This is a genomic window from Micromonospora sp. PLK6-60, from assembly GCF_019890675.1.
In the GTDB taxonomy this organism is placed as follows: domain Bacteria; phylum Actinomycetota; class Actinomycetes; order Mycobacteriales; family Micromonosporaceae; genus Micromonospora.
This window is the reverse complement of sequence record NZ_JAIOAA010000005.1, coordinates 375,000-398,755: the sequence shown is the minus strand read 5'-3', so window position 1 is coordinate 398,755 and position 23,756 is coordinate 375,000. Positions and strand designations below refer to the sequence as shown.

The 23,756-nt window shown below is 75.6% G+C and carries 17 protein-coding genes and 2 pseudogenes; 11 read left to right on the top strand and 8 right to left on the bottom strand.

All coding sequences use genetic code 11. The annotated features are described in order from the left end of the window. Positions 1–52: 52 nt before the first annotated feature. The 5 genes from K7640_RS13265 to K7640_RS13245 all read right to left on the bottom strand — a co-directional run bounded on the left by K7640_RS13265 (position 53) and on the right by K7640_RS13245 (position 4,108). A complete protein-coding gene (locus tag K7640_RS13265) occupies positions 53–541 on the bottom strand; it encodes a YbaK/EbsC family protein (RefSeq protein WP_222955077.1) in 489 nt (162 codons plus the stop codon). Between the two features lie 38 nt (positions 542–579). Further along, entirely contained in the window at positions 580–1,299 is a 720-nt protein-coding gene (locus tag K7640_RS13260) for a TetR/AcrR family transcriptional regulator C-terminal domain-containing protein (RefSeq protein WP_308042538.1), read from the bottom strand. A gap of 73 nt (positions 1,300–1,372) precedes the next feature. After that, positions 1,373–2,179, bottom strand: coding sequence for an FAD:protein FMN transferase (locus K7640_RS13255; protein ID WP_222955075.1), 807 nt, complete (start codon positions 2,177–2,179; stop codon positions 1,373–1,375). 7 nt (positions 2,180–2,186) lie between these two features. Next, entirely contained in the window at positions 2,187–2,690 is a 504-nt protein-coding gene (locus K7640_RS13250) for an FMN-binding protein (protein WP_222955074.1), read from the bottom strand. Positions 2,691–2,710: 20 nt separating this feature from the next. After that, positions 2,711–4,108, bottom strand: coding sequence for a ferredoxin reductase family protein (locus K7640_RS13245; RefSeq protein ID WP_308042537.1), 1,398 nt, complete (start codon positions 4,106–4,108; stop codon positions 2,711–2,713). 533 nt (positions 4,109–4,641) lie between these two features. On the opposite strand from K7640_RS13245, the gene K7640_RS13240 reads away from it, so the two are divergent. From K7640_RS13240 to K7640_RS13200, 10 genes and pseudogenes are all read left to right on the top strand, one after another. After that, entirely contained in the window at positions 4,642–5,085 is a 444-nt protein-coding gene (locus K7640_RS13240; protein ID WP_222955072.1) for an SAV_6107 family HEPN domain-containing protein, read from the top strand. Positions 5,086–5,206: 121 nt separating this feature from the next. Further along, positions 5,207–5,932, top strand: a complete 726-nt coding sequence (locus tag K7640_RS13235; RefSeq protein ID WP_222955071.1) for a hypothetical protein — start codon at positions 5,207–5,209, stop codon at positions 5,930–5,932. Further along, positions 5,929–7,191, top strand: a pseudogene (locus K7640_RS13230) (DNA polymerase Y family protein); the annotation flags it as partial. The gene K7640_RS13235 and the pseudogene K7640_RS13230, both read left to right, overlap by 4 nt. Before the next feature lie 132 nt (positions 7,192–7,323). Beyond that, positions 7,324–7,659, top strand: a pseudogene (locus tag K7640_RS30975) (DNA polymerase Y family protein); the annotation flags it as partial. Positions 7,660–7,668: 9 nt separating this feature from the next. Beyond that, complete coding sequence (locus tag K7640_RS13225) at positions 7,669–11,055, top strand: error-prone DNA polymerase (protein WP_222955069.1); 3,387 nt, start codon at positions 7,669–7,671, stop codon at positions 11,053–11,055. 191 nt (positions 11,056–11,246) lie between these two features. Further along, complete coding sequence (locus tag K7640_RS13220) at positions 11,247–11,423, top strand: hypothetical protein (RefSeq protein WP_222955068.1); 177 nt, start codon at positions 11,247–11,249, stop codon at positions 11,421–11,423. Positions 11,424–11,488: 65 nt separating this feature from the next. Then, complete coding sequence (locus K7640_RS13215; protein WP_222955067.1) at positions 11,489–12,238, top strand: methyltransferase domain-containing protein; 750 nt, start codon at positions 11,489–11,491, stop codon at positions 12,236–12,238. Further along, positions 12,235–13,404, top strand: coding sequence for an alkaline phosphatase family protein (locus K7640_RS13210; protein WP_222955066.1), 1,170 nt, complete (start codon positions 12,235–12,237; stop codon positions 13,402–13,404). Before K7640_RS13215 ends, K7640_RS13210 begins: the two co-directional genes overlap by 4 nt. A 168-nt stretch (positions 13,405–13,572) precedes the next feature. Next, positions 13,573–14,832, top strand: coding sequence for a DNA polymerase IV (locus tag K7640_RS13205; protein WP_222955065.1), 1,260 nt, complete (start codon positions 13,573–13,575; stop codon positions 14,830–14,832). A 115-nt stretch (positions 14,833–14,947) separates the two neighbouring features. Beyond that, positions 14,948–15,343: a DUF3040 domain-containing protein gene (locus tag K7640_RS13200; RefSeq protein ID WP_222955064.1), complete on the top strand. Its 396-nt coding sequence runs from the start codon at positions 14,948–14,950 to the stop codon at positions 15,341–15,343. Between the two features lie 265 nt (positions 15,344–15,608). Here the strand turns inward: K7640_RS13200 and K7640_RS13195 are convergent, their stop codons facing one another. From K7640_RS13195 to K7640_RS13185, 3 genes are read right to left on the bottom strand one after another with little or no spacing between them, the layout of a single operon-like run. After that, on the bottom strand, positions 15,609–18,083 hold the full coding sequence (locus tag K7640_RS13195; protein ID WP_222955063.1) for a DUF3488 and transglutaminase-like domain-containing protein: 2,475 nt from the start codon (positions 18,081–18,083) through the stop codon (positions 15,609–15,611). Between the two features lie 16 nt (positions 18,084–18,099). After that, the gene (locus K7640_RS13190; RefSeq protein ID WP_222955062.1) at positions 18,100–19,398 is read right to left on the bottom strand and encodes a DUF58 domain-containing protein; all 1,299 of its coding nucleotides are present in this window, start codon (positions 19,396–19,398) and stop codon (positions 18,100–18,102) included. 1 nt (position 19,399) lies between these two features. Further along, positions 19,400–20,458, bottom strand: a complete 1,059-nt coding sequence (locus tag K7640_RS13185; protein ID WP_222955061.1) for a MoxR family ATPase — start codon at positions 20,456–20,458, stop codon at positions 19,400–19,402. 438 nt (positions 20,459–20,896) lie between these two features. On the opposite strand from K7640_RS13185, the gene leuS reads away from it, so the two are divergent. Then, positions 20,897–23,737 carry a leucine--tRNA ligase gene (gene leuS, locus K7640_RS13180; RefSeq protein ID WP_222955060.1) on the top strand — a complete coding sequence of 947 codons (2,841 nt, stop codon included), beginning with the start codon at positions 20,897–20,899 and terminating at the stop codon, positions 23,735–23,737. Positions 23,738–23,756 lie beyond the last annotated feature (19 nt).

Here is a 23,756-nt window from a genome sequence, read left to right as displayed (position 1 = left end):
GCCGTCTCGGTTCGCGACTGCGGGGCTCGCAAACCCGGCTCACTCCTCGCGCTCACGCCACCTCGGCCGCGGTGCCCGCGGTGATCCGCAGCAGGTCGGCGTACGTGGTGGGGAAGACCGCCCGGGGCACCCCGCCGGCCGCCCAGATCTCCGGGTACTGGTCGAGGGCGGTGTCGACCAGGGTGCGCAGCGGGCGCGGGTGGCCCACCGGGGCGACCCCGCCGATCGGCTGGCCGGTGTGCTCCCGGACGAACTCGGGGGTGGCCCGGCGCAGGCGGGTCACCCCGAGGGACGCGGCCAGGCCGGCGGTGTCCACCCGGTGCGCCCCGGAGGTCAGCACCAGCAGCGGAGTCCCGTCGGCGTCGAAGATGAGCGAGTTGGCGATCTGGCCGACCTGGACGCCAAGCGCCTCGGCCGCCGCGGCGGCGGTGTGCACCGCGTCGGGCAGCAGGCGTACCTGGGTGGCGGCGCCGGCGGCGTCCCGCGCCTTGGCCTCGTCGAGGGCCCGCTGTACCGCCTGCACGTTCGGGTGTGGCTGCATACCGGCCATTCTCCCCGGCGCGTCCCGGGGCCGTGCGGTCAGCCCACGCCGGTGGCGCGGGTGGCGATCAGCACCGCGATGCCGTCGAGGATGCGGGCCAGGCCGAAGTCCAGGGTCGGGTCGCCGACGGTCCCGGCCGCGGCCGGGCGCAGCGCGGCGTCCAGTGCCGGGTAGCGGTCCTCCCGGCCGCGTACCAGTACGGTGAAGGCGGCCTCCCGGCCCTGCCCCGCCGGGCCGGCCGACGCGTGCTGGGCCAGGTTGCGGGCGTGGCCGAGCAGGAGCACCGCGACGTCGAGCCGTTCGCCGCCGGTCAGCCCGGTGTCGGCGAGGGCGGCCACCACCCGTTCCAGCCAGGCCAGCTCGTTCGGCCCGGGCACCCGGGGGGCGACGGTGGCCGCGTGCGCCCACGGGTGGCGGCGGAACCGGTCGTACATCTGCCGGGTCCAGTCGTCCAACTGCCCCCGCCAGTCCACCCCGGTGGGCGGGGGTCCGGGCTCGCCGATCGCCGTCTCCAGCATCAGCGCGACCAGTTCGGCCCGCCCCGGCACGTACCGGTAGAGCGCCATCTTGGTGACCTCGAGCGACTCGGCGACCCGCTGCATGGTGAGCCCGTCCAGCCCGTCGGTGTCGGCGATGGCGATGCCGGCCCGGGCGATGGCCGCCAGGGTGAAGGCGGGGCGCGGCCCGCGCCGCGGCCCGGCGGGGGCGACCCAGAGCAGCTCGTAGAGCCGCCGCTTGTCGATGCCACCGCTGTCCACCGGCATTCCTCCTGCGCCTCTGGGGAAACGTGGCCCACGGTAGTCCCGGGCCCGGCTGCCGTCCCCTACCCGGCTACGCGGCGCGGGCCGCCGGCCGGTGGCCGGGCCAGGCCGGGGTGGTCCGGGTCCGGCCGGCGGCGTCCACCAGCAGGGCGGCGTACCCGTCGAGGGCGGCCAGCCAGTCGAGCGCGTCGGCGCCGCGGGCGACCGCCGCGGTGGCGTACACGTCGGCCCAGAGCAGCTCGGGGCCGACCACGGTGACCGACCGGACGGCCTGCGCGGGCCGGCCGGAGCGGGGATCGGTGATGTGCGCGCCGCGCCGCGCGGTCCCGGAGGTGGCGACCGCGCCGTGGGTCAGCTCCAGCACGTCGAGCAGCCGGTCGGGGCGGGCGGGGTCCTCGACGCCGACCCGCCAGGCCGGCCGGCCCGGCGTGGTGCGCAGCAGCACGTCGCCTCCCGCGTTCAGGCACAGGTCGTGCCCCGGCAGGTCGGTGAGCCACCGCGCGGCCCGCTCCACCGCCCAGCCCTTGACCAGCCCGGACGGGTCGTAGCCGAGACCACCGCCGGGCAGCGGCAGGCGGCGGGCGTCGAACCAGCCGCCGGTGCGCGCCCGGGCCTCGTCGCAGCGCCGCGCCACCTCGCGCACCGCCGGCGTGGCGGTGGCCGGGTCGGGGGCGGCCCCGCCCAGCCGGCCGATCTCGCTGTCCGGCCGGTACGTGCTGAACACCGCGTCCACCTCGCGCAGCTCGGCGAAGAACCGCTCCACCCGCTCGGCCACCGCGTCCGTGTGCGCCTCGGGGCCGCGCAGGTGCGCGCTGACCGGCAGCCCCATCACCTGGAGCACCCAGGCCCGCCGGTCGAGGTCTATGGTCGTGGTCATCGCGTCCTCACTTCAGGTGCGCCGCGTCGATCGCGGCCTGCAGGGACTCGCGGTAGCCGTCGCTGGTGACGGTGGCGCCGGAGACCGTGTCGATCTGCGCGCTCTGCGCGGCGATGGCCTCCTGCCGCAGGATCGGCACCGCGTAGTCGTTGATCTGCTGGTCCCGGAAGTTGCCGTCGGGCACCCGCACCGCCGTGACGTCGGTGATCTTCCCGCCGGAGACGGTGATCCGGACCTGCACCGGTCCCCACCGGGTCTGCGCCACCGACCCGGTGACTGTGCCGCCGGACGACGAGCCCGACGAGGAGCCGCCGGACGAGGAGCCGCCGGACGACGGGTCCGCGCCGGTCGCGCCGTCGTCGGTCGCGCCCCACGGTGCGCTGGCCGTGCCGTCGGAGCCGGCGGCGACCGCGCCGCCCGCCCCGCCCGGCCCCATCGTGCTGGTCCGGTAGCTGAACAGCAGCACCACGGCGGCGACCGTGGACAGCAGCCAGAGGGTGATCCGTCGCATGGATCCGTCCTTCCCGCCCGTCACCAGGCGAACTTCTCGTGGTGGACGTGCGCGTCGGGCACGCCGGCGGCCCGGGTCGCGGTGCGGACGGCGTCGACCCAGCCGTCCGGGCCGCAGAGGTAGACGTCGTGGCCGGCGATGTCCGGCGACAGCCGGCGCAACGCCTCGGCGTCGGTCAGCCCCTCGGCGTACGCCGGCAGCCAGGACGGCCGCCGCCCGCGCGGCCCGACCAGGTGGTGCACGACCAGCCCGCGCGCGGCGGCCAGCCGGTCCAGCTCGGCGGCGAAGGCCAGCTCCCGCGGGGTACGCGCGCGGTAGAGCAGCACCGCCCGCCCCGGGGCGTACGGCAGCTCCCAGAGCAGCGCCAGCAGCGGGGTGATGCCGACGCCGCAGGCGAACATGGTCACCCCGCCGCCGCGCCAGTGCTCCCCGGTCAACCGCCCGTACGGCCCCTCGATCAGCACCTTCGTGCCGGGGCGCAGGGTGGCCACCCGGGAGGTGCCGTCGCCGAGGTCCTTGACCGTGATCCGCATCAGGTCGCCCGAGGGCGGCGCGGACAGCGAGTACGGGTGCGCCCGGGACCAGCCGGGGCCGGCCAGGAACCGCCAGTTGAGGAACTGCCCGGCCCGTACCGGCAGCCGGTGCAGGTGCCGTCCGCGCAGCCAGACGGAGGTGACGCCGGGCGCCTCGGGGACCACCGCGGCCACCTCCACCCGGTGCCGCAGCGAGCGCCAGGCCGGCAGGCCCAGCCGGTACACCAGCACGCTGGCCAGCGCCAGCAGGTACACCGTCCACCAGTAGGCCCGGGCGACCGGCGAGCCGACGAGGTCGGCGCCGGTCCAGAGCTGGTGCGGCAGCGCCAGCGCGATGCCCAGGTACGCGTACAGGTGCAGCAGGTGCCAGGACTCGTAGCGCAGCCGCCGCCGGGCCGCCCGGACCGAGGTGACCACCACCAGGACCAGCAGCGCCAGCGCCGCGGTGGCCAGCAGCATCCCCGGGTACGCGGTGACCAGCAGCCACGCCTGCGCGAGCGGGTTCTGCCGGGCGGTGCCGGCGTACCCGAGGGTGGTCAGCGCGACGTGCGCGAGCAGCAGGTGGAAGGAGGCGAAGCCGGCGAGCCGGTGCCAGCGGGCGATCCGGTCCTGCCCGAAGCGCCGCTCGATCAGCGGCACCCGGGCCATCAGCACCACCTGGATGAGCATCAGGTCGGCGCTGAGCAGGCCGGTGAGCCGCCCCAGCGAGGTCAGGCCGGTGGCGACGCCGGCGACCAGTTCCTGCACTCCCCGGTCGGCGGTCCAGAGCGCGGTGACCACCAGCAGGCTGAGCGCGGCGGCGCTGCCCACCAGGTCCGCCCACCAGCCGGGCGCGGCGGCGGGCGGGCGGTGCGGGGCGCGCCGGTCCGCGACGGCGGCGGTCACCGGCGGGTCTTCCGGGTACGACTGACGGTCATGACCACCACCCTGCGCGGCGGACCTCCGCGCCGGCTTTGCCGGCCCTGTGTGCGGGCTGAGAAGTTCCGGGGCCCGCCGGGGCATTTTCGTCGGACGCGCCGCCCGCCACACGTTGCGTTTTTGTCGGTGGGGAGGTGTACTGTCAGCGGTAGTTAGAACGAGTGTTCGATTGAGTCGTACGCTCGTTCCAATGATCTCCGGGAGCGGTGTTTCGCGGCGCCGGCTCCCGGGAGGCGCGGTTCCGCGGACCGCGCCGGGGCACCGGGCAGTCGCGAGCCCGGTTCCCGTCAGGCAGGACCGTCGTCCGCCGCCCACCGACCCCCGGGCGGCGGACGACGGACCCGCCGGTACGCCGGCCGGGTGTGGTGTGGGGAAGCGTCCACACCCGGCCGGCCACCACCCGGTGCGTCTTCCTCCGCACCACCCGCCCCGGGCGCGCCGCCCGGCGGACTCCGGTCCGTCGCCGACGCGCCCGACCCGGCCACGTGGAGGAGACAGCCATGCCGACCAGTCCGGCGCCGACGGTGCCCGCGCACGTGCTGCCGCACCGCACCCCCGCCCAACTGCTCGCGGTCGCCCGGCACGGGCTCGCCGAGGCCACCCGGACCGGCCCCGACGGTCTCCGGTACGCCGCCGCCCACCTCGCCGCGCTGCGCGCCGCCGCCGCGGTGCTCGCCGCCCGGGCCCGCCCGGCGCCCGCCCGGCGCAACCGGATCACCAGCGTGTGGGTCCTGCTCTGCGCGGTCGCCCCCGAGCTCGACGAGTGGGCCCGCTACTTCTCCGCCGGCGCGGGCAAGCGGGCCGCCGCCGAGGCCGGCATCCCCCGCGTGGTCACCGCCCGCGAGGCCGACGACCTGCTCCGCGCCGCCGAGGAGTTCGTGACGCTGGTGGAGGCCATGCTCGGCGTGGCGCACCAGCCGGCACTCGACGGGCTGGCCGCCTGACCCGTGGCGTCCGGCCACCGGCGGGAGGACAGGTGGCCGGACGTCACGCCGCACTCGACCATCAGCACAGGCACGACCGGGGGCGTACGCCCCCACGGCAACACGACGGGGGGTTGGTCCGATGGCGGGCCGCATGGTGCTCGGCTCCGCCGCACTGGCCGCGCTGGTGCGTCCGGCGAGCGCACCCGATCCGGCCGGCGGCCACCGGGTGCTACCGGTCGCACCCGAGCTGACCGGGCTGCTGCCCAACCGTGGCCTGCGCCGGGGCAGCACCATCGCGGTGGCCACCGGGCAACCGCGCCGCAGCGGTGGCACCTCGCTGGTGCTGGCGCTGCTCGCCGAGGCGTCCCGGGCCGGCTCGTGGTGTGCCGTGGTGGGCGTGCCCACGTTCGGCGCCGGCGCGGCCGCCGAGGCCGGCATCGCCCTGGACCGGCTCGCCCTGGTGCCGAACCCGGGTCCCGACTGGCCGACCGTGGTCGCCGCGCTGATCGACGGGGTGGACGTCGTGGTCACCGCCGTGCCGGCGACCGTCTCCGCCTCGGTGGCGGCCCGGCTGGCCGCCCGGGCCCGGCAACGCGGCAGCGTGCTCGTCCCGTACGGCCGGTGGGACGGTGCGGACGTCACGCTCCAGGTGGTCCGGGGTGTCTGGGAGGGGCTCGGGCCGGGCCGGGGCCGGCTGCGCCGCCGCGAGGTCACCGTGTCGGCCCGGGGGCGTGGCGCCGCCGCCCGCCCCAAGGAGGTCAAGGTCTGGCTGCCCGGGAACACCCTCACCCGGGTGATCCCCCGGCCGGCCCGGCTCGCCGATCCGTCCCGCCGGGGCGCGTTGACCCTGGTCGGCTCGGCATGACCGGCGCACCGGTACGCACCCTGCTGCTCTGGTGCCCGGACTGGCCGGTCGTCGCCGCCGAGATCGTCGACGGGGTGCCGGCCACCGACGCGGTCGCCGTGCTGCACGCCAACCGGGTGGTGGCCTGCTCGGAGCGGGCCCGCGCCGAGGGGGTCCGCCGGGGGTTGCGCCGGCGGGAGGCCCAGGGGCGTTGCCCGCAGTTGACCGTCGTCGACCACGATCCGGCCCGGGACGCCCGGGCCTTCGAACCGGTGGTCGCCGCGGTGGAGGAGGTGGCCGCCGGGGTCGAGGTGGTCCGGCCCGGCGCCTGCGCGCTGGCCGCCCGGGGGCCCAGCCGCTATCTCGGCGGGGAGGAGGCGGCCGCCGAACGCCTGATCGAGCAGGTGGCCCAGGCGTGCGCGGTGGAGAGTCAGGTCGGGATCGCCGACGGGGTCTTCGCCGCGGGGCTGGCCGCGCGGACGGGCCGGGTCGTCCCGCCGGGCGGGACCCCGCGGTTCCTGGCCGGGCTGCCGGTGGCGGCGCTCGGCCGGCCGGCCCTGACCGACCTGCTGCGCCGGCTCGGGGTGGGTAGCCTGGGCGACTTCGCCGCGCTGCCGGCCGGGGACGTGCTGGCCCGGTTCGGCTTCGACGGTGCGCTCGCCCACCGGCTCGCGGCGGGGCGGGACCACCGGCCGCTCGCCGTCCGGCAACCCCCGGTCGACCTGGCGGTGACCGCCGACCACGACGAGCCGCTGGACCGGGTCGACGCGGCGGCGTTCGCCGCCCGGGCGCTGGCCGAGCGGCTGCACGAGCGGCTCGCCGCGCACGGCCTGGCCTGCACCCGCCTCGGCATCGAGGCGGTCACCGCGCACGGGCAGGAGCTGCACCGGGTCTGGCGGCACGACGGGCTGCTGACCGTCACGGCCATCGCCGACCGGGTCCGCTGGCAGCTCGACGGCTGGCTCTCCGGCAGCAACGGCCGGTCCGGCGCCCGTCCGGCCCGGCCGACGGCGGGCATCGTCCGGCTGCGGTTGGTGCCGGACGGGGTGCTCACCCGGGCGGGCCTGCAGGCCGGGCTGTGGGGCGAGGCGGGCGAGGAACGCGAGCGGGCGCACCGCGCGTTGAGCCGGGTGCAGGGCATCCTCGGGCCGGAGGCGGTGGTCACCGCCGTGCTCGGCGGTGGTCGCTCGCCGGCCGACCAGGTGCGCCTCGTCCCGTGGGGCGACGAGCGGCTCCCGACCCGCCCCGGCCCGCCACCGCTGCCCGCCACGGCACCCTCGAACGGCACGGCACCCTCGAACGGCACGGCGTCCTCGGGCGGCGCGGCGCGGTCGGGTGGTGCGGCGCGGTCTGGTGGTGCGGCGCGGTCGAACGGTGCGGTGCGGTCGGGCGGCGCGGCGCGGTCGGCGAGCCCGCCGAGCCCGCCGTGGCCCGGCCGGATCCCGCCGCCCGCGCCCGCCGTGGTGCTGCCCGAGCCGCTGCCCGCCACCGTGCACGACGCCACCGGCGAGCCGGTCACGGTCAGCGCCCGGCTCCAGGTGAGCGCCGCGCCGGCCCGGCTGGTCGTCGGCACCGCCCGACCGGCCGAGATCGTCGGCTGGGCCGGCCCGTGGCCGGTGGACGAGCGCTGGTGGGCGCCCGCCGAGGCCCGCCGCCGGGCCCGGTTCCAGGTCTGCCTGGCCGACGGGTCGGCCCTGCTGCTCGCCGTCGAGGCCGGTCGCTGGCTGGTGGAGGCGAGCTATGACTGAGCGGTCCCGATGAGCTTCCACAACCCGAAGCTGCCCTGGTCGGAGCTGGAGCGGGTGCTCTCCGGCCGGCCTGCCGACAACCGGGCGCGGGGCGGGAACGGGCGGGCCCGCGAGGAACGGCACCTGCACGTGGTCGATCCGCTGGCGGTCGACGCTGACGGCGGCGACTCGCCGGCCTGGAGTCGCAAGCGCCAGGAATACCGGCCGCCCGAGCTGGACCGCCCGGACGACACCGTCGCCTACGCCGAGCTGCACGCGCACACCAACTTCAGCTTCCTCGACGGGGCCAGCCACCCGGAGGAGTTGGCCGAGGAGGCCGCCCGGCTGGGGCTGACCGCGCTCGCCGTCACCGACCACGACGGCTTCTACGGCGTGGTGCGCTTCGCCGAGGCGGCCCGCGCGCTGCACCTGCCGACCGTCTTCGGCGCCGAGCTCTCCCTCGGGCTGCCCGGCCCGCAGAACGGCGAACCCGACCCGCTGGGCCGGCACCTGCTGGTGCTCGCCCACGGCCACGAGGGGTACGCCCGGCTCGCCGCCACCATCTCCCGCGCCCAGCTGCGCGGCGGGGAGAAGGGCCGGCCGGTCTACGGGGAGCTGGAGGAGATCGCGCAGGAGTTGCGCGACCACGTGCTGGTGCTCACCGGTTGCCGCAAGGGGCACGTGCCGGCCGCCCTGCTCACCGAGGGGGTCGACGCGGCGGCCCGGGAGCTGGACCGGCTCACCGCGCTGTTCGGCGCGGAGACCGTGGCGGTGGAGCTGACCGACCACGGCCACCCGCTCGACGCCGACCGCAACGACGCCCTGGCCGAGCTGGCCGCGGCGGCGGGCCTGCCCACCGTGGCCACCAACAACGTGCACTACGCCACCCCGGGCCGGCGCCGGCTGGCCACCACGCTGGCCGCGGTGCGGGCCCGGCGCAGCCTGGACGAGATGGACGGCTGGCTGCCCGCCGCCGCCACCGCCCACCTGCGCAGCGGTGCGGAGATGGCGGCGCGGTTCGGGGCGTACCCGGGGGCAGTGGCGCGGGCCGCCGAGTTCGGCGCGGAGCTCGCCTTCGACCTGCAACTGGTCGCGCCACGGCTGCCGGCGTACCCGGTGCCGGCCGGGCACACCGAGATGAGCTGGCTGCGCCACCTCACCCTGGCCGGCGCGCACGAGCGCTACGGCCCGCCCGAGGCGCATCCCGAGGCGTACGCGCAGCTGGAGCACGAGCTGCGGATGATCGACGAGCTGGGCTTCCCCGGCTACTTCCTGGTGGTCTACGACATCGTCAGCTTCTGCCGCGAGCAGGACATCTACTGCCAGGGTCGGGGCTCGGCGGCCAACTCGGCGGTCTGCTACGCGCTGCGGATCACCAACGTGGACGCGGTCCGGCACCGGCTGCTCTTCGAGCGCTTCCTCGCCCCGGAGCGGGACGGCCCGCCCGACATCGACGTGGACATCGAGTCCGACCGCCGGGAGGAGGTGATCCAGCACGTCTACGCCCGGTACGGCCGGGAGCACACCGCCCAGGTCGCCAACGTCATCTCGTACCGGCCCCGGTCGGCGGTGCGGGACGTGGCGAAGGCGTTCGGCTTCTCCCCGGGGCAGCAGGACGCCTGGAGCAAGCAGATCGACAGGTGGGGTTCGGTCGCCGCGATCGACGTCGAGGACATCCCGGAGGAGGTGGTGACGTACGCGAACGAGTTGCAGACGTTCCCCCGGCATCTGGGCATCCACTCCGGCGGGATGGTGATCTGCGACCGGCCGGTGATCGAGGTCTGCCCGGTGGAGTGGGGGCGGATGCCCGGGCGCAGCGTGCTCCAGTGGGACAAGGACGACTGCGCCGCCGTCGGCCTGGTCAAGTTCGACCTGCTCGGCCTCGGCATGCTCTCGGCGCTGCACTACGGCTACGACATGATCGGGATGTCCCTCGACCTGGGCGACATGACCCTGGACGATCCCGAGGTCTACGACATGCTCTGCCGGGCCGACTCGGTCGGGGTGTTCCAGGTGGAGAGCCGGGCCCAGATGGCCACCCTGCCCCGGCTCAAGCCCCGCGAGTTCTACGACCTGGTGGTGGAGGTGGCGCTGATCCGCCCCGGCCCGATCCAGGGCGGCTCGGTGCACCCGTTCATCCGGCGCAAGAACGGCCAGGAGCCGGTCACGTTCGCGCACCCGTTGATGCGCAACGCGCTGGAGAAGACCCTCGGCGTGCCGCTGTTCCAGGAGCAGCTCATGCAGCTCGCCATCGACCTGGCCGGCTTCGACGCGGCCGGCGCCGACCAGCTGCGCCGGGCGATGGGGGCGAAGCGTTCGGTGGAGCGGATGGCGCAGATCGCCGACCGGCTGTACGCCGGGATGGCCGAGCGGGGCATCACCGGCGAGCTGGCCGACGACGTCTACCGCAAGCTCACCGCGTTCGCCAGCTACGGCTTCCCGGAGAGCCACGCGATGAGCTTCGCCTACCTGGTGTACGCCAGCTCCTGGCTCAAGCGCTACCACCCGGCCCCGTTCCTGGCCGCGCTGCTCAACGCCCAGCCGATGGGCTTCTACTCGCCGCAGACCCTGGTCGACGACGCCCGTCGGCACGGCGTGGAGGTGCGCCGGCCGGACATCAACGCCAGCGGCGCGCAGGCGGTGCTGGAGTCCACGCCGGAGACCCGGTGGGGCAGCGCGCCGGGCGAGCCGCCGCACGCCTGGGGGCTGGGCGGGCCGGCGGTTCGGCTCGGGCTGGGCAGCGTCCGTACCCTCGGCGGCGAGGTGGCCGAGCGGATCGAGGCGGAGCGGGCGGCGCACGGCCCGTACGCGGACATGCCGGATCTGGCCCGGCGGGTCGGCCTGACCGCCGCGCACCTGGAGGCGCTGGCCACCGCGGACGCCTTCGCCGGTTTCGGGCTGACCCGGCGGCAGGCCCTCTGGGCCGCCGGCGCCGCCGCCCAGGACCGGCCGGGCCGGCTGCCCGGCACGGTGACCGGCGCGACCGCGCCCACCCTGCCCGGGATGGCGGCGGTGGACCGTCTGGTGGCCGACGTCTGGGCCACCGGACTGTCCCCGGAGAGCCACCCGGCCCGGTTCGTCCGGGACCGCCTCGACGCCCTCGGCGCGGTGCCGATCGCCCGGCTCGGCCGGGTAGAGCCGGGCCGGCGGATCCGGGTCGGTGGGATCGTCACCCACCGGCAGCGGCCGGCGACCGCGGGCGGGGTCACCTTCCTCAACCTGGAGGACGAGACCGGGATGCTCAACGTGACCTGCTCGCCGGGGCTGTGGCAGCGCTACCGGCGGGTCGCCCGGACCAGCGCGGCGCTGGTGGTGCGGGGCCGGTTGCAGCGGCACGAGGGGGTCACCAACCTGGTCGCCGACCGGCTGGACGCGATCGACCCGCCGGTCGCCCCGGCCTCCCGCGACTTCCGCTGACCCGGTCACCGAGGCCGACCTGCCGCAGGTCGGGGTGTCACGGCCGCGGGTGAGCGCAATCTGCGGCAGGTCGGGCTGTCGTGGGCGCGGGCCGGCCGGAGATGCCGCGCGCTGTTCGGGATCATATTGTTGATCACACTGGTGCGGATGAAGTTCCGCGACAGGTTCGTGTTCCACGAGGAGGAGAGCAAGTGACGGGGAACCACGGTCACAACGGCGTGGCCAACTCGCGACGCACCCGGCTGGGCGCCGGTTGGCTGCCGATGCACCACACCGAGTCGCGGGAGTACGAGGTGACCGACGGTCCGGTCGCCAACGACCGACGCTCCCGGGCGGAGGACGAGGCCCCGGCGGGGGGCGAGTCGTAATGTAAGGAGGGGCCCCTTGTTAACGCATTCGGTAGCGGAGGGGCCCCCTGTCAACAACCCCCGTCGTGACTAGGCTCGGCGGCGTGGAGCAGACCCGAACCCTCACCCCGCGCACCGCCGTGATCTGGTCGGTGCTCCGGGGCGAGCTCGACCGCCGCCCCGGCGAGCGGCTCACCGTGCTGGACGTGGGCGGCGGCACCGGCGGCTTCGCCGTGCCGCTGGCCGAGGCCGGCCACCAGGTCACCGTGGTCGACGCCAGCCCCGACGCGCTCGCCGCGCTGACCCGCCGGGCCGCCGAGGCCGGGGTCGCCGACCGGGTACGCGCCGTGCAGGGCGACGGTGACGCGCTCGCCGGGCTGGTCGAGCCGGCCAGCGTCGACCTGGTGCTCTGCCACTCCGTACTCGAGGTGGTGGACGACCCCGCGCCGGTGGTGGCGGCCCTCGCGGCCGCGCTGCGGCCGGCCGGCGCGGCCAGCGTCCTGGTCGCCGGCCGGGCCGCCGCGGTGCTCGGCCGGGCGGTGAACGGCCACCTGGACGTCGCCGCCGCCCTCGCCGCCGACCCGCACGGCAGCGCCGGGCCGCGGGACACCCTGCGCCGACGCTACGACGCCGAGGGCGCCGCCGCGCTGCTGGGCGCCGCCGGGCTCGCCGTCGAGGAGATCCACGGGGTACGCGTCCTGGCCGACCTGCTGCCGGCCGCCGTGTCCGACGGCCAGTCGCCCGCCCTGGTGGAGCTGGAGCTGGCCCTGGCCGGGCGGTCGCCGTACCGGGACCTCGCGGCCCAGCTGCACCTGTTCGCCCGCCGGCCGGGATGACCGGCCCGGTGCCGCCGGCCGACCCGCTGGCCCGGGTAGCCCCCGCGTACGGCGGCGGCAGCCTGGCCGACGTGCTGCCCAGCGCGCTGGCGGTGCTCGGGGTGCCCGGCGCCGCCGACCCGCTCGGCCTGGTGCCCGGGCTGCCCGGCGTACGCCGGGTCGCGGTGCTGCTGGTCGACGGCCTGGGCTGGTACCAGCTCCCGACCGCCGCCCCGTACGCGCCGACCCTGGCCGGCCTGGCCGCCACCGCCGGCCGGCCGCTCACCGCCGGCTTCCCGTCGACCACCCCGACCAGCCTGGTCACCCTCGGCACCGGCCGGGCCCCGGGCGCGCACGGGGTGCTCGGCTTCACCGTGCGGGTGCCGGGCAGCGACCGGGTGCTCAGCCACATCGAGTGGGCCGACGACCCGGAGCCGCTGCGCTGGCAGCCGGTGCCCACCCGGTACGAGCAGGCCCGCGCCGCCGGGGTGGCGGTGACCGTGGTGAGCCGTCCGGAGTACGGCGGCAGCGGCCTGACCCTGGCCGCCAACCGGGGCGGCGACTACCGGGGCGCCGCCGACGTGGACGCGCTGGCCGCGCGGATGCTCGCCGCGCTCGCCGCCGGAGCCGGGCCGACGCTGGTCTCCGGTTACCACCCCGACCTCGACCGGCACGGCCACCTCAGCGGCGTCGACTCGGTCCCGTGGCGGCTGGCCGCGACCGAGGTGGACCGGCTGCTGGCCCGCCTGGTCGACGGGCTGCCACCGGACGCGGCGCTGCTGGTCACCGCCGACCACGGGCAGCTGAACGTGCCGCCGGACGACCGCTTCGACCTGGACACCGACCCCCGGCTGCGGGCCGGGGTCCGGGTGGTCGCCGGCGAACCGAGGGTGCGCTACCTGCACGTGGCGCCGGGCGCGGTGCCGGACGTGCGGGCGGCCTGGTCGGCCGTGCTGGGCGACGCCGCGCGGGTGCTCACCCGGGAGGAGGCGGTGGCCACCGGCTGGTTCGGCCCGGTGCCGGCGGAGCACCTGCCGCGCATCGGTGACCTGGTGGTGGTCTGCCAGGACCGGTACGCGGTGCTGGCCACCCGCTCGGAGCCGCCGATGGCGTCGCGCCTGGTGGCGTACCACGGGTCGGACACCGCGGCCGAGATGACCGTCCCGCTGATCGTGGTGCGCGGCTGACCTCCCCGCCTGCCGCATCCTGGCCTGTCCGGCGGTGGTGACCTCCCCGGGTGCCGCATCCTGGCCTGTCCGGCGGTGGTGACCTCCCCGGGTGCCGCATCCCGGCCTGTCCGGCCGCGGCGGCCGACCCCCGGCGGGGGTGTCGGGGGTGGCCGCTAGCCTGCGGACATGGGTCGCAGCCAGTCGTTGCCCCGAGGCGGTGATCCCCGCTTCGGGCCGGACGCCGACGACTCCGGCTGCCCGATCCTGCACGTCGACATGGACGCCTTCTTCGCCTCGGTGGAGGTGCGCCGCCGGCCCGAGCTGCGCGGCCGGCCGGTGGTGGTCGGTGGGATCGGCCCGCGCGGGGTGGTCAGCTCCGCCAGCTACGAGGCCCGCCGCTACGGCGTCCGCAGCGCGATGCCCACCGCGCGGGCCCGGGCGCTCTGCCCGCACGCGGTCTACCTCCCGCCGGACTTCGCGCAGTATTCGGCGGCCTCGCGGGCGGTGATGCGGATCTTCCGGGACGTCACCCCGCTGGTCGAGCCGCTCTCGCTGGACGAGGCGTTCCTCGACGTGGCCGGCGCCCGCCGGCTCTTCGGCGCCCCGGCCGAGATCGCCCGGCTGATCCGCCGCCGGGTCGCCGAGGAACAGCGGCTGAGCTGCTCGGTCGGGGTGGCGCCGAGCAAGTTCGTGGCCAAGCTCGGCTCCACCCGGGCCAAGCCGGACGGCCTGCTGGTGGTCCCCGCCGACCGGGTGCTCGACTTCCTGCACCCGCTGCCGGTGGACGCGCTGTGGGGCGTGGGGGAGCGGTCGGCCCAGGCGCTGCGCCGGCTCGGCCTGGCCACCATCGGCGACCTGGCCGAGGCCCCGCACGGCATGCTGCGCCGCGCGGTCGGCGAGGCGTCCGCCCACCACCTGCACGAGCTGGCCGCCGGGCGGGACCCGCGCGCGGTCAGCCCCGAGCAGGTGGAGAAGTCGATCGGCGCCGAGGTCACCTTCGACGTCGACGTGGTCGATCCGGTGGAGATCCGCCGCAGCCTGCTGGCGCTCAGCGAGAAGGTGGGGGCCCGGCTGCGCGGGGCCGGTCAGGCCGGCCGGACGGTGTCGCTCAAGGTGCGACTGTCCGATTTCCGGACGGTCAACCGGTCCCGCACGGTCGGCACCCCGACCGACGTGGCCCGGGAGATCTTCGACACGGCGTGGGCGCTTTACACCGCCCTCGACCCGGGGGAGCCGATCCGGCTGGTCGGCGTACGGGTGGCGGGGCTGGCCGGGGTGACCGGGACGCCCCGGCAGCTCACGCTGGGTGAACCCGAGCGGGGTTGGCGGGAGGCGGAGGCGGCGGCGGACGCCGCGGCTGCCCGATTCGGGCGGTCCGTCATAGGTCCGGCCAGCCTGCTGGGGCGGCGCGATCATCGACGAAATGAAAATCCACCCCGGCCATAGGTCGTCCCGCTTTCCGACGCGCGACCCCCCTCGTAGACTTGCGGGTAAGCAGCCGGTTGGCTGCCACGGTCTGTCGGCCCGCCCGGGCCGACCAACGTGACCGGGGAGGAGTGCCGTGCCGCTCTCGGAGCACGAGCAGCGGCTGTTCGAGCAGATCGAGCGGTCGCTTGCCGAGGACCCCAAATTCGCCTCGGCCGTGCGCGCCAGCGATCCGCGTTTCCACGCGCGGCGTCGCCTGCTCGTCGCTGCCGGTGTGGTCATCGTCGGACTGGGCCTGCTGGTCTACGGCGCGGTGATCAAGACTCCGCCACTGGCGGTGGCGGGCTTCGTCGTAATGTTCGGGGCGCTGATCTACGGGGTGCAGTCGCACCGCCGGGCGCAGTCGCCCGACCTGCACGTCGTGGGCGGCACGACCAGCCGCCGACGCCCGCGTGGTCGGGCCGGCCGGCGCCCGTCGTTCCTCGACCGGATGGAGGAGAGGTGGCGGCAGCGCCCGGAGGGGCACCGCTGACCCACCCCGACCCAGCCACCCCGCACGGCCCGGCCGCCTGACCGGATCCGGGCCGCGCACCTCAGGCGCCGCCCGAGGTGTCTACACCGCAGGCCGCAACTTCGGGGAAGATGCTGTCTCCCGTCCACCGGAGACAGCAACTTCGGGGAAGTTGCGGCCGTCTGTCGTCGCCGTGGCCGGCCGGCCACGGCGCCTCCTCCGCCGGCGGGATCGGGCCGGCGCCCGGCCGCCGGCGGGATCGGGCCGGCGGCCGGGCGGGGCGGGGTCAGCGGGTCGCGCGGCCCGCCAGCAGCCGTCGCGGGCTCCACCGGCGGAGCAGCCGGTAGCGGCTCTGGCTCATCGTCGACACCACGGACGACGATCGATCCGCCAGGCCGGTGCGCCAGCGCAGCAGCACCGACGGCGGCAGCACCGCCGCCAGCAGCCGGGTCCGCCGGTCGGCCCGCGACGCCAGCTCGGTGCGGACCGCCCGCAGCGCGGGGTGCAGCTGCTCGCCGGTGAGCGGCTGCGGGGCGTACCGGGCCCGCTCCTCGGCACGGCCGAGCAGCCGGACCGCGTCACCGGCCGTGAGGTTCTCGCCCAGCTCGGCCCGGACCAGCCGGTCGGCGGTGGCCCGGGGCGTCTCCGTCCCGATCACCCGTACGCCGTAGTCGACGAGCGTGTCGAGCAGCTCGTCCCAGGCGGCGTGCGCGTCGGCCCGGGCCCGGTCCTCGTCGGCGCCGAGGACCACCATCCGGGCGTCGCCCGGCGCGGCCCCGTCGACCGCGGTGCTCACCGCCGGTCGCGCCGGCCGCCGGCTGGCCTGCCGCCGCCGGCGCAGCGCCAGCCGGCGCAGCGCCGGGAACGCCAACAGCAGGAGCAGGGCGAGGCCGCCCGCGACCCACCAGGGCCAGACCGGTGCCTGCGGCGCCTGCTCCCCGGCGCCCAGGCTCAGGCCGGAGTCGGGGTCCCGGTCGGCGTTGTCCCGCTGCTGCGCGCCGGTCGACGGGTCGACCCCGGCGGGGGCGCCGCTGGCGCCCGGCGCCGGCGCGGCCGGCTCCGGCGCGTCCACGTCCGGCGCCCACGCCGAGCGGGTGGAGCCCTGCACCCCGTACGCCGGGGTGGCGTCGAACGGCACCCAGCCCATCCCGTCGAAGTAGACCTCCGTCCAGGCGTGCAGGTTCCGGTTGGTAAGCGTGTACGTGTTGCCCTCGGCGCTGCTGCCCCGGGTGAACCCGACGGCGACCCGGGCCGGGATGCCGGCCGCCCGGACCAGCCAGGCCATCGCCGCGGCGTACTGCTGGCAGTAGCCGACCTTGTTGGTCAGGAAGTCGACGATCTCCTCGCCGCTGCTGCCCTCCTCGGTGGTCACCCGATAGCTGAAGCCGTTCGACGCGGAGAAGTGGTCGTAGATCGCCAGGACCTTGTCGTACTCGGTCTGCTTGCCCTGGACCAACTCCTTGACCAGGGCGTCGACCTGCCGCACCGCGGGGGTGACGGTCAGCCGCTTGATCGGGTGGTCGGACGGCAGCGGCCGGACCTGGCGCAGCAGCTCCGGAGAGTACGTCGAGCGGACGAAGTCGAACGCGTAGCGCTTGCCCCGGGAGTTGTCCCGGTTGGAGAAGAGGATCTGCATGTTCGGGTCGTACAGCCAGGCGCCGCTGAGGTCCTCGGTGCGCACCGGCTCGGTGTAGACCGGCAGCATCGGCATGTTGAGGTTCTTGCTGACCTCCACCGTGGCCCGGTACGTCCGCTGCACCACCCCGCGGGCGGTGCGCTCCGACGGGTCGGGCAGGGTCCGGTTGGCGGGCTGGCCGGTCGGCGGCCGGGCCTGGAAGCCGTTGGGCCGCAGGTCGTCGACGACCCCGAGCCGCAGGTAGAACGGGTCGGGGTCGGTGGTGGTGACCTTGACCAGGTCCATCACCTGGGTCTGGTTGAGCTGGCCGCTGAGCGCGGCGAACAGGTCGATCCGGCTCGGTGAGCCCTGACCGGGGCGACCGGTGCCGGTGCCGTCGCCGGTGCCCGAGTTGAACGAGTTGAGCAGGCCGCCGGTCATCCCCGGCACGGCCAGCGGCAGGGCCACGGCCAGCGCCACGCCCAGCACCGCCAGCCGGCGGCCGGCCGCGGCCAGCGGCGACGCCTCCCACACGTCGATGTCCCGGCCCTCGCCGGTGAACCGGCGGCCGAAGCGGCGTACCCGGTCGACGTTGTCGCTGATCAGCAGCCACAGGTAGCCGGCCGCGCCGATGGCGAACGGCAGCGCGGGCACGCTGTCGACGTAGACCGCGACCGGCACCGAGTAGATGGCCAGCATCGGCAGGCCGGCCAGCGCCGGCCGGCGCAGCCCGACGGCCAGCACGTCGACCAGGACGGCCACCCCGCCGATGCCGAGCACGGTGATGAACAGCAGCGGCTCGGTGTCCGGCACCTTCACCCCGTACGAGCGCATGTCCTGCGCCGACGCCGACAGCAGCTCGCCGAAGTGCGCGAAGGTGGCCGGGGTGGGCAGGAACAGCAGCGCCTCGGTGCCGCCGGGGAAGATCCAGGTCAGCGCGAGCAGCAGGCCGGCCAGCATGCCCAGGATCTGCCCCCAGAGCGGCGCCCGGACCAGCCGGGTCAGCGCGGCCACGCCGGCCACCACGGCCACCGCGAGGGTGGCCTCGATCAGCCAGGTCCAGCGCTGGAAGATGGTGGACAGCGGGGCCGCCGCGAGCAACGTGGCCGCGGCGGCGACGAAGCCGAGGCTCCGGTGCCCGATCATGAGGTCGTCCTCCCGGTCATCGTCGGCCTCCGGCCACCGTCTCGGCCATCGCCGCCCGCAACGCGAAACCCTGCGAGCCGCGCCCCACCTGCGGCCAGAGCCCGGCCAGCCGGGCGCCGTGCTCGACGCCGATCACCCGCCACCCGCTCTGCAGCAGCGCCAGCGCGGCGGCGTCGTGCGCCCGGTCCGCCTCGGCCCGGGCCTTCGTCGGCAGGTTCAGCCAGGTGGAGCTCTCCAGCAGGAACGCCACGCAGGTGGCGTTGTTGGCGCGCAGCCCGGCCAGCAACTCGGCCTCGGCGGTGCTCAGCGAACCGAGCAGGGCGATGATCAGGCCGCCGTCGGCGCGCTGCCGGACCTGCTGGACCAGCGTGCTGAGCTCGATGCGCTTGTCCGGCCGGACCTCGGCGAGATGGTCCAGGATCAGCCCGTCGCCGTCGCCCGCGTCGGCGTTCACGTCCACCCCGGCCCCGGTGACCAGGCGCAGCTTGTAGCCGGCCTGACGCAGGTGCACGGCGACACTCGCGGCGGCCGAGACCGCCCACTCGAAGCTGGCCGTCGGCCCCTCGCCCCGGTGGCCGTACGCGCGGGTGTCCAGCACGACGGTGGCCCGGCTCTCCCAGGGCTGCTCCTCCCGGCGCACCATCAGCTCGCCGGTGCGGGCGGTGGACTTCCAGTGCACCCGGCGCAGGTCGTCGCCCATCCGGTATTCCCGGGTGGCGGCGTCGTCCTCGCCGTGCACCGCGACCGACCGGGCCCGGCTGTCGCCGCTGCCCGCGTACTCCCCGGGGAGCCGGGCCGACGGCAGCGGGGTGACCTGCGGGATGACCGTCAGCCGGTCGGTGCTGGGGAAGGCCCGGGACAGCTCGCACAGGCCGAACGGGTCGGTCATCCGCACCACCAGCGGCCCCACCTCGTACCGGCCGCGCACGTCGGCCCGGACCGTGTACGCCACCGAGCTGGCCTGCTGCGCGCCGAGCCGCTCCAGCACCACCCGGGGCCGGCTGCCCAGGGCGTACGGCAGGCGGTCCTCCAACAACAGCGTGCCGGTGGGCAGCCGGGACATGTTCTGCAACCGCAGCACCACCCGGGAACTCGCCCCGACCGGGGTGCGGTGCGGCTCCAGCGACCGGTTGCAGGCCAGCTTGTAGCGGCTGCGCCCGACGTACGCGGCGGCCAGCAGCGGCAGCACGGCGAGCAGGACGGCCACCCGCAGCAGGTCCTTCTCGCCGAGGATGGCCGCGGAGACCGCGGCGGCGATCGCGGCGGCCAGGAACGACCGGCCGCGGGTGGTCAGGCCGCGCATCCCCTCCCGCACGTCACGGCCTCCGCGGCTCGTACGGGCCGTGCCCGTTGTTCGGCGGGGCGGGCCGGGTGTCGTACGGCGAGCGGCGGCTGCGGTCGTGCGGCAGCGGCAGCCGGTGCACCAGCTCGGCGACGACGGCGTCGGTGGTGCGCCGGGCCAGCTGGGCGTCGGCGGTGGGAATGATCCGGTGCGCCAGCACCGGCACCGCCAGCACCTGGAGGTCGTCGGGCAGCACGTAGTCGCGGCCCTCCAGGGCGGCCACCGCGCGGGCGGTGCGCAGCAGCTGCAACGTCGCCCGCGGGGAGGCGCCCAACCGCAGGTCGGGGGACTCGCGGGTGGCGGTGACCAGGTCGATCGCGTATTGCTTGACGGCGTCCGCGACGTGCACCTGCCGCACGTGGCCGATCAGCCGGCGGACGGTCGCCGCGTCGGAGACCGGGCGCAGGTCCTGCAACGGGTCGACCGCGCCGTGCCCGTCCAGCATGGCCAGCTCCGCCTCCGGACCCGGGTAGCCCATCGCGATCCGGGCGGTGAACCGGTCGCGCTGCGCCTCGGGGAGGGGGTACGTCCCCTCCATCTCGATCGGGTTCTGGGTGGCGATCACCATGAACGGGGTCTGCAGCTGGTAGGTGACCCCGTCGACGGTGACCTGCCGCTCCTCCATGCACTCCAGCAGGGCGGACTGGGTCTTCGGCGAGGCCCGGTTGATCTCGTCGCCGACCACCAGGTTGGCGAAGACCGCGCCGGGGCGGAACTCGAAGTCGTGGGTCTCCTGGTTGTAGACGCTGACCCCGGTGACGTCGCTGGGCAGCAGGTCGGGGGTGAACTGGATCCGCCGCACCGAGCAGTCGATGGACCGGGCGAGCGCCTTGGCCAGCTTGGTCTTGCCGACGCCGGGCACGTCCTCGATGAGCAGGTGGCCCTCGGCGAGCAGGACGGCCAGGGCGAGCCGGACGGTCGCTGTCTTGCCCTCGATGACCCGCTCGATGTTGCCGACGATGGCTTCGCTGGCGGCGCGGAACTCGTCGTGCGGCAGCAGACCGCCCACCTCGTCCCAGGTCTGTTGTGTCACGGGCCTCCTCCTCGTCGCTGAACGGCAGCTCTGTAATAGAGCACCTGGACCCGCCGTAGGGTTCGCGACGTGCGAGCCTCGTCTGCCGCAGGAATCTCACTGGCCTTCAGGCTAACCATGTTTCTCGTGATCGCCGACCCGCGCAGGCAGCCGGTCGGTTACGCCCGGAATATTCGCCCGTCCGGGGACGCACGGCGCGACCGGACGGCCACGCGGCGTCTCCACCGCGGTCGCGGCGCGTGGACGCCCCGCCGTGCGGGCCCGCCGGGCGGGGTACACTGCCCGCATGGCCGGAGTCTTCCTGCTCCTTACCGAGCCGTGCTGATGCGCTGAGCGCGCGACAGCACGGCGGCCCCTCCTGCGCGAGGGGCTTTTTTGTGCCCGGAGCAGACCGCCCGAGACCCGAACCGACCGCCATGACCGCGCCGAGGAGACGCCATGAGTGAGGCAGCCGCACCGGCGAACGACATTCCCCCGTTCCGGTACACCGCGGCCCTGGCCGACGAGATCGAGCACCGTTGGCAGGACACCTGGCAGCGGGAGGGCACCTTCCAGGCGCCGAACCCGACCGGCCCGCTGGCCGACCCGACCCACCCGCGGGCCGGCGCCGAGAAGCTGTACGTGCTGGACATGTTCCCGTACCCGTCCGGGGCGGGCCTGCACGTCGGTCACCCGCTGGGCTACATCGGCACCGACTGCTTCGCCCGCTACCAGCGGATGGCCGGGCGCAACGTGCTGCACGCGATGGGCTTCGACGCGTTCGGCCTGCCCGCCGAGCAGTACGCGGTGCAGACCGGCACCCACCCCCGCACCACCACCGAGGCGAACATCGAGCGGTACAAGGCGCAGCTGCGCCGGCTGGGGCTGGGCCACGACGAGCGGCGCTCGGTGGCCACCATCGACACCGACTTCTACCGCTGGACCCAGTGGATCTTCCTGCAGATCTTCAACTCCTGGTACGACGCCGACGCCCGCAGGGCCCGGCCGATCGCCGAGCTGATCGCCGAGTTCGAGGGCGGCACCCGGTCCACCCCGGACGGCCGCCCGTGGTCCGAGCTGACCGTCGCCGAGCGGCGCGCGGTCGTCGACGACCACCGGCTGGCGTACGTCTCGCAGGCCCCGGTGAACTGGTGTCCGGGGCTGGGCACCGTGCTGGCCAACGAGGAGGTCACCGCCGACGGCCGGTCCGAGCGGGGCAACTTCCCGGTCTTCAAGCGCAACCTGAAGCAGTGGATGATGCGGATCACCGCCTACGGTGACCGGCTGCTGGACGACCTGGACACCCTGGACTGGCCCGAGCCGATCAAGCTGATGCAGCGCAACTGGATCGGCCGGTCGACCGGTGCCCACATCGACTTCCCGACCGAGATGGACCCGGTGCGGGTGTTCACGACCCGGCCGGACACCGTCTTCGGTGCCACCTACCTGGTGCTGGCCCCCGAGCACGAGCTGGTCGACGTGCTGACGCCGGCGGCCTGGCCGGCCGGCACCAAGGACGGCTGGACGGGCGGGCACGCCGCGCCGCGGGAGGCGGTCGAGGCGTACCGGAAGGCCGCCGCGGCCAAGACCGACGTGGAGCGGCAGGCCGACTCCCGGGAGAAGACCGGCGTCTTCACCGGCGCGTACGCCACCAACCCGGTGACCGGGGGGCGCATCCCGATCTTCATCGCGGACTACGTGCTGGCCGGCTACGGCACCGGCGCGATCATGGCGGTGCCCGGCCAGGACGAGCGGGACTGGGACTTCGCCGAGGTCTTCGACCTGCCGATCGTGCGCACCGTGCGGCCGGCGGAGGGCTTCGACGGCAAGGCGTACACCGGGGAGGGGCCGGCGATCAACAGCGCCGCGCCCGAGCGCGGCCTGGACCTGGACGGGCTGGGGGTGGCCGAGGCCAAGGCCCGGATCATCGAGTGGCTGGAGGCCAACGGGCACGGCACCGGCGCGGTGACCTGGCGGCTGCGGGACTGGCTGTTCTCCCGGCAGCGCTACTGGGGCGAGCCGTTCCCGATCGTCTACGACGAGACCGGGGCGGCCATCGCGCTGCCCGAGTCGATGCTGCCGGTCGAGCTGCCCGAGGTGGACGACTTCGCGCCGCGCACCTTCGACCCGTCGGACGCCGACAGCGACCCGGAGACCCCGCTGTCGCGCCGCCGGGACTGGGTGGAGGTGGAGCTGGACCTGGGCGACGGGCCCAAGCGCTACACCCGGGAGACAAACGTGATGCCGCAGTGGGCCGGCTCCTGCTGGTACGAGCTGCGCTACCTGGACCCGACCGACTCCGAGCGCTTCGTCGACCCGGCGAACGAGGCGTACTGGATGGGCCCGCAGGGCCCGGGTGACTGCGGGGGCACCGACCTGTACGTCGGCGGCGCCGAGCACGCCGTGCTGCACCTGCTGTACGCCCGGTTCTGGCACAAGGTGCTGTACGACCTGGGCCACGTCTCGTCGTTCGAGCCGTTCCGCAAGCTGTTCAACCAGGGCTACATCCAGGCGTACGCGTACCGCGACCCGCGGGGCACCCCGGTCCCGGCGGAGGAGGTCGTCGAGGTCGACGGCCGGTTCTTCCACGGCGAGCAGGAGGTCCGGCGCGAGTACGGCAAGATGGGCAAGTCGCTGCGCAACGTCGTCACCCCGGACGAGATGTGCGCGGCGTACGGCGCGGACACCTTCCGGGTGTACGAGATGTCGATGGGCCCGCTGGAGGTCTCCCGTCCCTGGGACACCCGGGCGGTGGTCGGCTCGTACCGGTTCCTGCAGCGGGTCTGGCGGGCGGTGGTCGACGAGCAGACCGGGCAGACCCGGGTGGTGGACGCGCCCGCCGACGAGGCGACCCGGCGGCTGCTGCACAAGGTGGTCGACGGGGTGCGCGGCGACATGGCGGGGATCCGGTTCAACACCGCGATCGCCAAGCTGATCGAGCTGACCAACGCGCTGACCCGGCTGCCGGAGACCCCGCGCGAGGTGGCCGAGCCGCTGGTGCTGATGCTGGCCCCGTTCGCCCCGCACGTCGCCGAGGAGCTGTGGGCCCGGCTGGGGCACTCCGGTTCCCTGGCGTACGCGGACTTCCCGACCGCCGACCCGGCCCTGCTGGTGACCGAGACCGTCACCTATCCGGTGCAGGTCAACGGCAAGGTGCGCGGCCGGATCGAGGTGCCCGCCGACGCGGCCGAGGACGACGTCCGCGCCGCCGCCCTGGAGGCGGTCGCCGCCACCCTGAACGGCAAGCCCCCCCGCAAGGTCATCGTGGTCAAGGGCCGGATGGTCTCCGTCGTCGCCTGACGCACCCACCTCCACCCGC